This is a genomic window from Crystallibacter degradans (genome assembly GCF_012952295.1).
Taxonomy (GTDB): Bacteria; Actinomycetota; Actinomycetes; order Actinomycetales; family Micrococcaceae; genus Crystallibacter; species Crystallibacter degradans.
Genome location: NZ_JABBCH010000017.1, coordinates 60,538 through 74,906 on the forward strand (window position 1 = coordinate 60,538; position 14,369 = coordinate 74,906).

General features: G+C 66.9%; 11 protein-coding genes. 5 read left to right on the forward strand and 6 right to left on the reverse strand.

The window, feature by feature from the left end; translation table 11 throughout:
• The first annotated feature begins 220 nt into the window (after positions 1–220).
• Positions 221–1,165 carry a BTAD domain-containing putative transcriptional regulator gene (locus tag HGO92_RS19560; protein WP_169997836.1) on the forward strand — a complete coding sequence of 315 codons (945 nt, stop codon included), beginning with the start codon at positions 221–223 and terminating at the stop codon, positions 1,163–1,165.
• 23 nt (positions 1,166–1,188) lie between these two features.
• Complete coding sequence (locus HGO92_RS19565; protein ID WP_169997838.1) at positions 1,189–1,395, forward strand: helix-turn-helix domain-containing protein; 207 nt, start codon at positions 1,189–1,191, stop codon at positions 1,393–1,395.
• Between the two features lie 561 nt (positions 1,396–1,956).
• Here HGO92_RS19565 and HGO92_RS19570 read toward each other — a convergent pair.
• From HGO92_RS19570 to HGO92_RS19595, 6 genes are all read right to left on the reverse strand, one after another.
• The gene (locus HGO92_RS19570) at positions 1,957–3,498 is read right to left on the reverse strand and encodes a dynamin family protein (RefSeq protein WP_169997840.1); all 1,542 of its coding nucleotides are present in this window, start codon (positions 3,496–3,498) and stop codon (positions 1,957–1,959) included.
• Positions 3,495–5,324, reverse strand: coding sequence for a dynamin family protein (locus HGO92_RS19575; RefSeq protein WP_169997842.1), 1,830 nt, complete (start codon positions 5,322–5,324; stop codon positions 3,495–3,497). Before HGO92_RS19575 ends, HGO92_RS19570 begins: the two co-directional genes overlap by 4 nt.
• A gap of 123 nt (positions 5,325–5,447) precedes the next feature.
• A complete protein-coding gene (locus tag HGO92_RS19580; protein WP_205834780.1) occupies positions 5,448–6,734 on the reverse strand; it encodes an IniB N-terminal domain-containing protein in 1,287 nt (428 codons plus the stop codon).
• 372 nt (positions 6,735–7,106) lie between these two features.
• Entirely contained in the window at positions 7,107–8,309 is a 1,203-nt protein-coding gene (locus HGO92_RS24570) for a LuxR C-terminal-related transcriptional regulator (RefSeq protein ID WP_169997844.1), read from the reverse strand.
• Positions 8,272–9,639 (reverse strand): hypothetical protein, encoded by a 1,368-nt coding sequence (locus HGO92_RS19590; RefSeq protein WP_169997846.1) that lies wholly within the window; start codon positions 9,637–9,639, stop codon positions 8,272–8,274. Before HGO92_RS19590 ends, HGO92_RS24570 begins: the two co-directional genes overlap by 38 nt.
• Before the next feature lie 6 nt (positions 9,640–9,645).
• On the reverse strand, positions 9,646–11,589 hold the full coding sequence (locus tag HGO92_RS19595; RefSeq protein ID WP_205834781.1) for an Hsp70 family protein: 1,944 nt from the start codon (positions 11,587–11,589) through the stop codon (positions 9,646–9,648).
• A 687-nt stretch (positions 11,590–12,276) separates the two neighbouring features.
• Between HGO92_RS19595 and HGO92_RS19600 the strand changes: the two genes are divergently transcribed.
• The 3 genes from HGO92_RS19600 to HGO92_RS19610 all read left to right on the forward strand — a co-directional run.
• Positions 12,277–12,612, forward strand: coding sequence for a heavy-metal-associated domain-containing protein (locus tag HGO92_RS19600; RefSeq protein WP_169997848.1), 336 nt, complete (start codon positions 12,277–12,279; stop codon positions 12,610–12,612).
• A gap of 278 nt (positions 12,613–12,890) precedes the next feature.
• Positions 12,891–13,382 (forward strand): hypothetical protein, encoded by a 492-nt coding sequence (locus HGO92_RS19605; RefSeq protein ID WP_169997850.1) that lies wholly within the window; start codon positions 12,891–12,893, stop codon positions 13,380–13,382.
• Positions 13,383–13,565: 183 nt separating this feature from the next.
• Positions 13,566–14,369 (forward strand): multicopper oxidase domain-containing protein (locus tag HGO92_RS19610; RefSeq protein WP_169997852.1); only part of this gene is annotated, 804 nt, incomplete at its 3' end.

Below are 14,369 nucleotides of genomic sequence, written 5' to 3' on the forward strand. Positions count from 1 at the left end.
GCGTAAAACCCCCAAGACTAGCATCACAAATACTGCGTGAGAGCTTTCCTCACGAATCCCCTGCCGCAGACGTTCCAGACTGCCTTACTCGGAATCACAATTCTGTACAACCCCTGACTGTAGGGGGTCCCGGACATGCCTCAAATGTACCAGCGAACTCACTGTTAGCGGGCATGATGGAAGAAGCATTCGTGGGGAATGCGAGATGCAAGGGGGATGTGTGGAGCAATTAACCGCAGGGCACGCCACGCCCATTTCTGTACAGATGATCGGCAATCTTGAAGTCCGTCGGGGCAGAACCGTCCTGACGTCGGCCACGTTGGGCAGTCCGAAGGCCAGGCAGGTCTTTGAAATTCTGCTGCTGCGGCTCGGCTCGCCCGTTTCCAAGGACGAGCTCATTGAGCTGCTCTGGGATGGCAGTCCGCCGGGCAAGGCACTGGCCACACTGGAAAGCTATGTCAGCCTGCTGCGGCGCACCCTGCAGCCTGGCAGTGTGAGGACCGGGCCGTTGCGCACCGCGACCGGCAGCTATGTCCTGGACCCCGGTCTGGTGGAGGTTGACCTGGTCCGGTTCAACCAGCTGGTCGCCCTGTCCCAAGGACGTGAACCGGCGGGTGCCTATCCCCTGCTGGTGCAGGCGCTGAAGCTGGGTTCGGCGCCGCTGCTTGGGGACGAGCTGGACGTTGAGTGGGCCGAAGGGGCGCGTGCCCGGCACGCCTCGGTGGTGACCTCGGTGCAGATCCGGGCCGCCGAGGCTGCCGGGCGCCTGGGCCTGACTGCGGAGGCACTCGGCTGGGCCGGACAGGCCGTGGCGTCGGAACCGTTGAATGAACTGGCCTGGTCCGCGTTGGTTACCTCGCTGGAATCGTCCGGCCGTTATGCCGAAGGTCTGCAGGCCTACGATAGGTGCCGGCGGCTGCTGGACCACGAGCTCGGCTGCCTGCCGGGACCGGACCTGCGCGCAGCCCACGCGCGGCTGCTGCAGAAAACCGTCGAGGAAGACGGCGAACTCACCGAAGTCCTCGAAGCCTTGCTCTACCTGAACGACCGGATCCGGTCCCAAACAATGCGCAGGAGTATGCGGGCGGCCGGGCGCGGCAGGTGTCGCCGCCGTGTGTTAATTCCGCACGCCGGGTCATCAGCTCTTTCCTTGACAAAGCACTAACCGTCGGCTGAGGTGCGGCTCCCATGACGGCTAACCGGGTGGACGGTAACGGGACGTTTCTGTCGGTTGCGCAAGTGGCCGGACACCTGCACGTGTCGAAAATGACCATTTACCGCCTGATCCATACCGGGAAGCTGCCGGCTGTCCGGATCGGCCACACCTACCGTGTCACAGAGAAGGCCGTGGGCGAGTACTTGGAAAACGGTGTTGTCCGGACCGGACCCGCATAGCCTTGCCTCAGGCGGTGGGGTTCGGGCCGTCTTCGGCGGTTAATTCAGGCAGCTTCCGCCTTGTGCAGGAAAACGGGAGACCCTCGAAAAATTTTGCCGGGCTGACATGGCCCCCCGTTGCGCCGCGGCGGGAGGAAACGGTTTTTTCCGTGCCTGTTGCCCGCTCCGTGCCGGGACCCGTTCCTGCGGAAGTCCAAGAGTCCAACACCGTAGAGTTCGTGATGCCCTCCGCCGCCCGGCCGCAGATGTGGCCGGCCCAGGTGTACCGGTGCAGGTGTCGGCGCCAACGCATACGCAGGCAGGCAGTAGCGGAACGTGGGTCGTCCGGCGGCGCGGCAGTGCCGGCAAGGGGTGCGGACACGCAGAAAGGCAGGCGATGAAGCGCACCATCGTCGGATAACGCATCGACGGGCGGGCGATCAGCGGCAGGGTACGTTCAGGCAGCCCGGAGCAATGGTGTGGCCGGGGTGTCGGTTGGCATTCGGGGGCGGCAGTAAGACTTGTGTCCGGGGGGGTCCGGTGGCGGTCGTTGGCCTTAGCCTCATGCCGGCGGTGGCCGGATCAGGCTGTTGCCCGCCGGCTGGGGGCTGGTTCCGCTCCGAGTTTCAGGCGTGCGGTCACCGGCGGCGGGCCCGGGCCGTCGGCTTCCGGGGCCAGGAGCGCCTCGCAGCTGCGGACCACGGTCCGGCACGCTTCGGCGGCCGCGTGGCCGGTCAGGGGGTTCTCGGACACCGTACGCCAGCGGCGCAGGCAGGCCATGGCTGCCGATCGCAGCTCGCCGTCGGTCGCTTCCCTGCCCAGTCCCAGGCGCTGTTGCGGGGCGATGCCTTGGCCGCCGATGAGACGTTCGGCCTCCGCGGCCAGCTCCGATGCCAGGGCCAGGCCGGTTGTGCGGGCTTCTGCCAGCAGCCGCAGTTCGCGGAATTCGTGGGCGCCGGCCTGGATGCGTTCAAGCGAAGCGGCGAGCCGTTCCGTGCCGGTGCAGGGGCGTTCCCGCAGCAGCCTCTCGATGCCGGCCACTGCGGTGCGGGCTTTCAGCTGCGCCGCGCGTGCCTGGAACTGCCCGGAGAGCAAGGCCAGCAGCTCGTTCAGGCCGCTGCGGCGGGCCAGTTCGTGTGCCAGCGGTGTCGGTTCGGTCAGGCCGCCGCGGATCAGCGCCGAAGCGAGCCGGATCCCGAAGAGGCCGAAGCGTTCCAGGAGGGCGGCGCGGACTTCGGGGCCGGCATCTGTGGGCGCGGCTGGGCGGATGAACCTGTCGGCGGATAAGAGCAGCTTCTCCCGTTCGGCGCGGTCCAGCCGGGCGATGTCCGCCAGCGCGTGGAATTCGCTCTGGCGCAAGGTGCGTGCGCTTTGGGCGAGCAGGCCGGCGATGGGCACCACGCCCAGGGCCAGTGTCCGCAGGGATCGGTCGCTGCAGTAGCGTCGGGCGATTTCACGGGCCGAAAGGAGCGAATCGATGCGGCCGGCGCCGATCTCGTCGGCACGCGAGAGTACGGCCAGGGTGTTGACGGTTCCCGAATGGCCGGCGGCGGTGTCCCGGAAGGATTCCAGGAAGTTCAGGTCCGCGGCGTGCAGGTGGCGCATGAGGTAGATGATTGCGTCCGCCTCCGAGGGCGCGTCCTTGGGTGTCAGGAAACCGATGGAGCCGGCGGAGACGTCGCCGGATAACGACGCGATGCCCGGGGTGTCGATCAAGGTGATCTCGCGCAGGCTCTTCGCAGGCCAGTCCACCACCAGCCGATTGACCTCCGCGGCGCCGGTGGCCCCCATGTCGAAGTGGAGTCGGCCGTCGGTCCTTTTCAGGGGCAGGGTCCGGGGTTCCCCTTCGCGGGGGTGCAGCGTGACCCGCGGGGTGTCCCGGTAGCGGTACCAGGTCACCATGCGGGTGCATTCACCGGTGTCGGTGGGGGCGATTTCTTCCCCGATGATGGCGTTGAGCAGGGTCGATTTGCCGGCCTTGACCATGCCGGCCACTGCCACGCGCAGGGGCTCCTCAAGGCGGCGGGCATGGTCCTCCAGTGTCGTGCGTGCGGCCGGGTCGCTGTCGTAGACCTCTATGGCCTCCCGGACGAGTTGGCGGACGGCCGCGTCTGCGGCGCTCACCCGCGCCCTGCCGGGACGGGTTTTTCTTCCAGGGCTTGTGCGTGTTGTCGCAGCGCCTCGACACGTTTGAGCGCGGTTTTGATGTCGCGGATGCGCTGTTCGCGTTCGAGGGTGTAGGTGGCCGCGGCTTTTTGGGCGGCGACCACGGAGTCCGACAGGGAGCGGTGGTGTTCCTCGGCGATTTCGGTGAAGTGGTCCCTGGTGGCGCGCTGGACCAGCCGAAGCCGGTCTTTGAGCTGTTTGCCTACCTGGAAGACGACTTCGTCGATTTGGCGGCGTACCAGTGCCTTTGCCTCGGCCTGGCGGCGTTTGAGCCTCGCTTCCTTGTCCTCCCGGTAGGCTTTGCCGCCGAGCAGGAGCCCGGCCCCGACGGAGAGCGGGTTGATCAGCGACATGCCCACGATCCCGGTGAGCAGGCCGAACATCAGGACGCCGCCGTAGGAACCGCGCATACCGATCAGGATTTTCTGCAGTGGACCGATGCGGCCCGGGTCCAGTTCCGGGACCTGTCCGACGGGGTCGAGCACGTTGTCGGTGTCGTCCACCTGGAGCACCGGCAGGGACACTTCGTCCTGGGCGAAGTGGTCGGCGACCTCTCCGGCGAGCCATTGTGCGCGTTGGTTGGTCCAGACGAAGGTGTCAGAGACCGCGGAGGCGACGCGCTGTTCCAGCCATTCGGTGAACTGTTCCCAGACGGGTCCCGGGTCTGCTTCGTCGATGGCCTGTTCGGCGTCGCGCTGGATGCTGCGCAGCCGGTCGCGCAGGTCGTGTTCCATATCGGAGATCAGGTCGCTGGCACCGTCGTTGAGGGTGGTCTGCCAGCGGGCCGAGCGCTGGCGCTGGGCGTCGGCGCGTTCTTTGGCAGCTTCCAGCCCGGCGATCATCTGCGGGGTGCCTTCCGGGTTTTGAAGCGCGCTGAGTTCGGACTGCAGCGACAGGCGCAGATGATCGGTGCTGGAGAGCAGGTCCCGGGCGACGGAGCGCCGCTGGAGCTGTTCGGCCTGGCCGAGTACTTCCTGCCGCAGGTAGGTGACCAGTGCGGGGAAGCCGGACTCGGTGTTCAGTTCGTTGTCGCTGAGCCGGGCGGCGTGCAGGCGCAGCTCGGATGAGACCGGGAACAGAGCGATACCCTCGCGCACCCGGTCCAGGTGTGTCCGGTTGAGTTCGGTGACCTTGCGCCACTGGGGGTAGAGGTCGGTCTTGGAGAGCACGCAGGCTACGTTCGGGCAGATCCGCATGGCCTGCTGCAGGAACCTGATTTCCGGTTCGGTGTATTCCTGGGAGGCATCGGAGACCAGCAGCATTGCGTCCGCGGCGGGCAACGCCGTGAGGGTGGTCAGTGAGTGGGCCGAGTCCAGGCCGCCGACACCGGGCGAGTCGATGATGGACAGGCCGCCGGCGAGGACTTTGCGCGGGAGGAACACCTCGGCTGCCGCGAGACGCCGTTGGTTGCCGGGGTTGCCCCGTTCGGAGACGTGGTCGGCGAGCTCTTCGAGTTTGACCGGGCGGCGCTCCAGGTCCGGCTCGTTGCCGGCAGTGGCGGAATCCTCCCGGGGAACCAGGACCACGGCGGAGGGCACGGTTCCGTGGCGCACAACAGTGGGTACGGAGGTGGCGATGTCGTCGTCGACGGGACAGACAGGTGCGTTGACCAGGGCGTTGATCAGCTGGCTCTTGCCCTGCTTGAACTCCCCCACGACGATCACGCGGATGTTCGGATCCATCAGCCGGCGGCGGGTTTGTTCCAGGCGCCGGCGCAGGTCGGCCCGTTCCCCGGCACCGGCCAGTTCGATGCCATGCTCCACCAGTTTGACCATTGCGACCATGATCGTCCTCCTTCGGGCTCTTACTGTATGAGGTCACGCCGGGGCCCGGCAGCAAGCTTGATGCTTGCTGCCGGGCCGGTGCCGCTGTTCCCCCGGGCTGCGGTCCCCCTTCAGGTGGCTGTCTTAGCCGGCTGCGTGCTCTGCCGCGGGTTCGATCTCAGCCTCGAGGTTGAGCTCGTTGTCTTCGATGATGACGGAGTCATCGATCGGGGCGAATTCGAGGTCGATGTCTCCGACCTCGACGTCGGTATTCGTCGAGTTATCGGAGTTGTCGTTGAACGAATCCTCCAGCTCCACGTCGATCTCGGTGTTGCCCACATTCTCCAGGGAGTTATCGGTCGAGTTGTCGTTGAACGAATCCTCCAGCTCCACGGAGTTATCCGTCGAGTTATCGTTCAGCGAGTCCTCCAGCTCGACCTGCACGGAGTTGTCCGTGGAGTTGTCCTCATTGAACGAGTCTTCCACCTTGATCTCGGTGTTGCCCACGTCTTCCAAGGAGTTGTCCGAGTTGTCGTTGAACGAATCCTCGAGCTCGACATCGATGTTCTCCGAGTGGTCCTCGGAGTTGTCGTTGAACGAATCCTCGAGGTCCACGTCGACGGAGTTGTCCTCGGAGTTATCGGAGTTATCGTTGAACGAATCGTCCAGGTCGACGTCGGTGTTGTAGGAGTCTTCGACCGACTTGTCCTCATTGAAGGAGCCGTCGATGTCCGTATCGATGTCGGTGTTGCCGATCTCGATGTTGGCGTCGTCGCCGGCATGGACGTTGGTGGAGTTATCCTCCGAGTTGTCCGTGGAGTTATCCACCTCGGCGTCGTCGCCGGCAGCCACGGAGTCGTCGCCGGAAGCGATAACCGCGTCGTTATCGAAGAACTGGGTGACGTCGCCGTCGGCCCAGATGTTCTGGTTCACGGACTGGTCGTTGATGGTGTCCCGGTCATCGATCGTGGAGGTGTAGGAATACTCGTTGACGATGTGGGTCAGCTGCTGCACAGCATGGCCGTGGTCATCATCGTGGCCCTTCTCCCCATCCTTGCCGTAATCCTTCTCCTCGTCTTCCCCCTTGCCGTAGTCCTTGTCCTTCTCCTCGTCCTTCTCGTATCCCTTGTCGTGGTCCTTCTCGCCGCCCTGGTCCTTGCCTGCGCCGTTCCAGCCGTTGTCGTTGCGCTCACCGCCGGCCCAGGAGGTGTTGCCGCCGGTTTCGTAGTCGCGGTCGAAGGATGAGTCGGCCCGGACCGGGGCGTAGTCCAGGATGACAGGCATGATCGCGTCCACGTCGTCGGAGCAGATACCGCCGAGGCCGGCGGCTTCGAGGCTGCCTTCAGGGTCTTCGCGGAAGTCCGCGGCGGCTTCCGGATCGCGGAGCAGGTTCATGATGAATTCAAGCAATGAAGAAGCAAGTGTAGGCATGAGTGGTTCCCCCAGTTCGTGTATGGATGGTGGCCCGCCGGGCGTTGCTGCCTGGCGTGATTCAAACCTAGGACAGGGGGGGCCGGACCGGCATCGGGAGTTCCCCCCCTACTGGCAGGCACCCGCATGGGGATTGCACTGTCCCTGCATTAGGTAGGGAGGGGGTTTGCGCGTTAGGGGTTTTCGCCCGGTACGGGGGATTGGGAAGCCGTCGCGGGGAAGAAGACATCCGGGTTTCCGGCTGGTCGGGTTCGGCCTGGAGCTGATCCGCGCCAGGCACCGGATGCATTACACCTGGCGGGAACCGGCGGCGGCAGGAGTCCATAGCCCCGCAGGCAGCGGGCGCTGCGCAGCCGCCCGCTGCCTGCGGTGTTACTGGCCCTGCGGGGATTCCGAGTCGAGCGCCAGGCGCAGCCGGGTGAGCAGTTCCGCGCGGGTCCTGATGCCCAGCCGGCGGCGGATACGCCCGATGTGGTGCTCTGCCGTGCGGGGCGAAATGAACATCGCCGTACCGATCTCACGGTAGGTTTTGCCGTCCAGCACGTGCCGGGCGACCTCGCGTTCTCGGGCGCTGAGCCCGGTCTGGTCTACCGCGGCGGCGGCCGGGGCAGCCGGAGGCGGTCGGCCGGTTCCGTCCACCGGGTCCGCGCCCCGGTCGGGATGCAGGTTACGTGCACAGGCAAGCAGGCGCGTCATGTCTTTAGGTTCTGCAGCGCGTGCCGCGGCGTGCCCGGCCAGCCGGGCGCCGTCCCAGATCAGCCCGACCGAGGCCAGCGCGTGCGCTGCGGATTCCACGGTCGCGGCCTCAACCCGGCCTCCGAGCACCGATACCCAGGCCCGGCCCGCTGCTGCCAGGACCGCCGCGAGATGGCTGTGGCCGGCGGCGTGCACCAGTGCCTCGGCGTGGGGTGCCAGATCCCGCGGGCGGTCGGCCAGGATAGCGGCCTGGACGGCGGACCAGTGCAGCGGAACCGACCATAGCGGCGGGTCCCCCAGCCGTGCCAGCAGTGCCCAGGCCTCCGCCAGATACGGCTCCAGCCGGTCGGATTCATGCAGTCGCGCGGAGGCCACCGCCAGCTCACCCAGGGGCAGGAGGCTGTAAAGGTCGACGGCTACGTGCAGGACGGCGGTTCGTGCCCGCCGCCAGGCCCGGACCAGGCCTGGCGTGTCATCGGCACGCCGGGCCAGTCCCACCTCAAGCGCGTGCCAGAGCAGTTCGTCCCGTGGCGTGAACCCCTGCCCGCCGGCGGTGGCCTCGCCGATCGCGGCGCGCGCCAGGCCGGGACGGCCGCGGTGCATGGCCGTCCAGGCCCGCAGCAGCAGGAGCCGGGGCCGGGCAACCGGCCCGCCTTGATCTCCCGTCAGCGCATCATCAAGGACGGTATCGGCCACGGCCGGCTCGCCGTGGTGCAGGGCCGCCAGCGCAGCCAGCGCGGCGGGCACCTCCGGGAGCGGGACCGCGGTGCCGGCAGCTGTCATCAGATCCGATGCGCGGATCAGCGCGGGCAGTGCCCGTGCAGGCCGGCTGGTGATGGAATCACGGATACCTTCTCCCAGCCTGGGTAGGAGAGGCACTGGCTGCGGGGGCGGCCAGCACGGCTTCCGCGCCTTCCCTGTCACCGGTACCGATCATGACCACGGCAGCCAGCGCAGCCGAAGCCCCTGCCCGCTCCGGTCCCAGCCACCTGTATGCCTGCGCGCTGCGCGCCAGCATGCCGCGCTGCGCCCACGTGGAGGCGGCGACGTCGACGCCCCGGGCCAGGTCCGGAGGATCCTGGTGCGTCAGGAGCTTATCCAAGATCCGGCCGGCCCCGTCGAGGTCTCCGACGGCGGCGGCCGCCTGCGCCCTGCGGGCTGCGAGGGAGAGTTCATCGGAACCGGCCAACTGCGCCTCGTCATAGATTTTGGCGGCCAGTTCGGGTTCCCCTCCCAGCGCCTTGTCGCCGGCCCGTTCCAACGCCCGGGCCACCCTAGGATCCTTCAAACCTTCCTGCGCCAGCCGGCGGGCGACGCCGTCGATCGGGCGCCCCTCAGCGGTGAAAACATCCACCAGCGCCCGCTGCTGCGCGTGCAGCCGGTATGCCGGCGTTATTTCCAGCAGCACGTGCCGCACCAGGGGGAAGAGCTCTCCGTTGGGCAGCAGCAGTCCGGCGGCGCGGGCACGGGAAACCAGATGGTCGATACTATCCGATGCCTGTTCCAGTGCCGGCGGTACATGCCCGGCCAGGTCGAATCCGATGGCCAGAGCCAGCAGCAGCTCACGCAACTCTGTGTCCAAGGTATACAGGCGCTGGCCGAGGCGTTCCACCAGAGCCGGTGACGTTACCGGATCGGCCAGAGCCTGCCGGCCCTCCAGATGGAAGGCGGCCATAATCGCGTGGACCAACCAGGGCATTCCGCCGGTCATCCCGACGATCCGGTCGACCAGCGCCTGCGGGGCCGGGCCGGCCAAGGCCGCCGCGGCGTGCGCGGTGATTTCCTCCCGGGTGAGCGGACCCAGGACAACCGGTGGATGGTGCTGTTCGAGTGCGGCCGCGAGGCGTTCGAGTGACGGTCGCTGCGGCCAGGGCCGGTAGGCGACGACGAGGTGGACGTCGCGTTCCCTGATCAGGCCGTGGATCCGGGCTAGGGCCCGTTCATCCAGCCGGTGGGCGTCGTCGACCAGCACCGCAGCGGGCGCCGTGCCGCCGCGCTGGTCAAGTCCGTTGTGGCCGCGGCTTACCTGGATGCCCGCTGCCCGGTACTGCGCCACCAGGGCCTCCAGCAGGAGGCTCTTCCCCGATCCCCCACTGCCGGCGATACCGGCCAGCAGCCGTGTGTGCGGATCGTCCGCGGCCTTTTCCAACAAGATCGAAGCTGCCGCACCGTGTACTACCGGCGCAGCGGAGAGGCTACCCGTTCCCATGCCCGTTCACCCTTCCGGCGCGGGAATCGATTCGGCAGGGACCTGCCCGGTTACAGGCGGCGTGGGTTCCGGGGAAGGCACCGGCACCGCCGGCTCCGGCACCGGAGCAGGTACGGGCACGGTGGGCTCGGTCTCCGGAGCAAGTACGGGCACGGTGGGCTCGGGCTCCGGCCCGGGAACGGCACCCGGTACGGCAGGCCCAGGGGCAGGCACCGTCGACGCCGGCCCCGGCTCAGGCTGCGCCGGGGCCGATCCCGGAACCTGGACCGGTTTTTCCTGCTCTGCTGCAGATCGTGTGGCGGATGACGAAGCGGTGGCTGCGGCCGGATCCGCCGGGCCGCCCGGGGCATCAGCCTGGCCTGCCAGCCGCGGTCCTGGCGTTGCGCGTGATGTCACAGCGGCGGATCCCTGGTCTTCATCGGAAACCCGGCCGGGGATTACCTCCGATCGCGTATGCGTGGACGAGGTCCGGATATTCGGCAAGGCGGGGAACAGGGATCCCGCCGCTGCGTCCTGGCCGCCGCCGTCCGGTGCCTGGAGCTGCGGGGTACCGTCCCCCTCCGCTGAGCGGGACTCCTGCGCCGGCACATTGCGATCGCCGCCCCCTGATTCCTCGGTCCCGGCGATGGCAGCGAAAACCTCCAAAGCCGGCGGGCTTTGCGCAGCCGTCGCCGTCAGAACCGTAAAGGCGGCAACGGTGGCAGCGACCACGGCCACGCGCACTCCCCTGCCGTACCGGATCTCCTTATCCGGGACGGCAGCAGCGAGCACAAAGGGCTGCGGTCCGGAGTCGAACCGGCCATGACCGGCCACCTGCGCCGATGCCGGATCTTCGTCTTCTCCGCCGGAGTCAGCTTCCAGGGCCTGGATCCGGGCCGCAGCTGAGAACGCCGCACCAAGGCAGACAGAAGCCTTGGGATCCGAGTCAATGGCGATCGGCCTCCCCAACTCTGCGGAGAGCAGCTGCGTGACCAGCGGGATCCTGGACGAGCCGCCGACGAGCAGGATCGCGGCAAGATCACCTGCGCCGACGCCTGCCGTCTGCATCACATGGCGCAGCGCCTCAACGCTCTGCCGCACGGATGCCTCAATCAGGATTTCAAACTCCTGGCGCACCAGCCGTACCTGGGCCTGGGACCCGGGCAACAGGACCGGGATGGACGCCTCGGAGTCGCACGAGAGCGCTTCCTTCGCCTCGGTACACTCCCTTCTCACCCGCGAGAGGGCCACCAGCACCGCCGGATCGGAGGCGTCAAGGCCGGTGAAAAGATCACCCGCGCCCGCGGTGACATGACCGAACACCGCTTCGTCGAAGTCTACGCCGCCGAGCCGCTCAATTCCCTCGGGACGGCCCAACGGATCGAACGAGCCCGCAGCCGTCTTCCTCAGGATAGCGGCGTCGAAGGTGCCGCCGCCGAGATCATAGACAGCGATCGTGCTCTCCGGTTCCACCCTTTCCTGCGAGGCGTAGTGCAGGGCGGCCGCCTCCGGTTCGCTCAACAGCGTGACTTCGGCCAGGCCCACCCCGGCCAGCGCCTGCCGGACCAGGCCTTTCCTGTAATCACCCCAACCCGCCGGGTGCGTTAGCGTCACCGCCTCAGGCGGCGTCCCTTCACGCTCCTCCGCACGATCCACCACCCAGCGCGCCACCACGGCAAAAACATCTTCCGGTGCGACAAACAGGTCCCCGGCCACGATCGGCACCGTGTCCCCGACCCGGCGCTTGAACTCGCGCACCACACGCTCGGGAGAGGTAGCCGCCCGCCGCTCAGCAGCCTCACCCACCAAAACTTGGCCGTCCTCGCCCAGAAAGGCCACCGACGGCACAACCCCGCCGCGCATCCCCAGCCCCAGACTCTGCGGCGCCGCCGTCGTGCCCGCGCCTCCCAGACGAGCTACCGCCGCCGCCGTAAAACTTGTCCCAATATCAATGCCAAGAACATACGCCATGGATCCCCCGTCACGGGCGGGCACAAAGGCCCCTCCCGCCCATTCGCTATTAAGACTGTCGGCAGGACAACGCCCTGCTTCCCCAATGTGCCCTGCGGTGTTCACATCGCAGGCCCACGTTGCCAGCGGCCAACGTCGCATTTCAACACGGACCGCTGACCAGCCCGCCGGCCATGATGACTTCCCCGCCTGGGACCCGGCCCCCAATACTGCCCGGCCCCCTTTACGCCCAGCCTAAAAGCCGCCCGATCCGAACACAAGGGGGGCCGGGCATGTGACTTTCACCTAATGCAGCGATGCATCAATGAAATTCCCGCAAAGGCAGATGCGAAGCCGATAAGCGGCCAGCCCCCCACAGCCTGGCCGGCTAACAGTTGGAGCTGCAGGGCTGCCGGTCCCGTGCGGCGCTGGCAAGCTTCCACCCGGCAGTATCCGTGCAGGGTGCGGCTGAGCTTCCGGCGCCGGATACGCTGACCGGTTCCGATCACCGGCGCAGCATGACGGATCCCGGCAAGAGCCATGACGAGGCAAAAAGCTTGACATATACCCCGTATAGCTTCGACTACCGAACGCTGTCGCGGACTGCAAGGAGTCTTACGCGGGGAATCCCCCGGTACGGCAGAGCCGGGCTTCCCAGGCCAATTCGGCCACACAGCACCCTCTGCAACCATCTTTGAGGAGATCTATATGTGCGGTTCAACAGTCCAGGAAACCTCCCTGAACGCAAACAGCTCGCCATGCTGCTCCTGCTGCGGCCCGGCCCAGGACTCCGAGCTGGAAACCCAGACTGCAGCACCTGCCGCCACAGAGTCGCAATACCTGGTTGACGGCATGACCTGCGGGGGCTGCGCCTCCCGCGTCTCGCGCGAGATCGGCAGACTCGACGGCGTCGCTGACGTCCAGGTCTCACTGGTACCCGGCGGAACCTCAACGATTACAGTACGCAGCACCATGCCCTTGTCCCGTGAGGCCGTCCATGCGGCGGTGGCCGATACCGGCTATGAACTGGCCGGAAGCAAGTAACCGCTGTTGATGCCGGCCCGCACCGCGGGCCGCAAGGGTCACCCGGCACAGGTGAAAGTGCCGGCGAAGACACATCCCTGCCAGCCGCGATTCCTCCTCCCCCGTTACCCCCTTGCATCCTGCCGACCTATAGCGGCCCGCACGGCGGACGGTCGGCTATGTGGATCCCTTCGGGACGGCGGTAGCCGGTCCCAGACCCTTGGCCAGAGGCACTCTGCTACGCCTTGTAGAATAGTGCGGGCAAACAAGCAGCCCCCACGGGCGGAAGGAACAGGTCCATGATCAGCGCGACGGCAGCACGGGCGGTTCGGTCCTCTGCCGGCATGTTGCTGACCATTCTGGGTCTTGCCGCAGTGGCCGTGGGGATCCTGGGAATGCACGTCATGCCCGCCGGGCATGGATCCGCCGTTCAGGGCGTCGTGGTGGCTCACGTCACCGGAATGGAGCCGTTGGAAGAGACGACCGCCCCCCCTTCCGCTTCAGCACATCTTCCGGGGGCGGCTGCTGTCCCGGACATCGAGGGCACATCAGTTGGCGCCCTTGAAGCCGCACCCCCGGCCATGTCCGTCGCCGAGGGCGGCAACGAGTTGTCCACGGCCGCCAGCTGCCTTCTTGCTCTGACCTTGTTGGGTACAGCCGGTCTCTTGTTACCGTCCGTGCTCGGGCTGTCGGCTGCTCCAGCCCTGTTCGCCTGCCTGCCGGTGCCCCACGGCATTTTTCCCGTGATACGCCCGCCTTCCCTGGTTCAGCTGTCCATCAGCCGTACATAACCCCGGCCCCCGGCGGCCGGGGCTGGTATACGGTCACAGGCCGTTGCCTTGCTCCGGTGCCCCTCCCAACATTTAGCCCGTGTCCGTTTGACATCCGTCCGGCACGTGATTCGACGCCACCGCCTCCCGGCGCGTCGAGCCAACAGCTCTTGAACCTTGGTCCCTCATGGAAAGAAGGCCCTCATGAACCGTCTCCTTACCCGCCGCTCGGTCCTCTCAGCCTCCGTAGCCACCGCTACTGCGGCCGCCCTTGCCGCCTGTTCCAATCCTTCGGCCCCGGCCGGAGCAGCCACCCGGATCCTGCCGACCGATCCGCTGATCGCGGATTTCGAAGCCCGCCGCATCGCCGACGGAACGACAGTCACACAGCAACTCACCGCCGCACCGTTCAACACGAAAATCACCGGAAAGCCGGTATCCACCTGGGGCTACAACGGGTCCCTGAACGGCCCGTTGATCAGGGCTAAAACGGGTGACCTGCTCGACGTTCCCGTAACGAACAAACTCGCGGAAGGCACCAGTGTCCACTGGCACGGTCTGGCCCTGCGCAACGACGCCGACGGCGTCCAGGGCCTCACCCAGGAGGCCATCGCCGCCGGAACCGATTACGGCTACCGGTTCCGGCTGGCCCACCCGGGAACCTACTGGTACCACTCCCACTTCGATATGCAGCGAGAACGCGCCCTTTACGGAGCCCTGATCATCGAGGACCCGAAAGAGGCCCTTGCCTACGACCAGGAGTGGGTCATCATCCTCGATGACTGGCTTGACGGCATCACCGGCACCCCGGAGGAAGTCGTGGAGGAACTGTCCATGGGCATGGACATGTCCGGCGGCAGCATGGAGGGCATGGACCACGAGGGCGGGGGTGGCATGGACATGGGCATGAAACACATGCTGACGGGCGCCACCAGCGACTATCTCGGCGGTGACGCCGGCGATGTGAAGATTCCCGTCCACCTGTTCAACGGAAAACCTGCCCAGGAA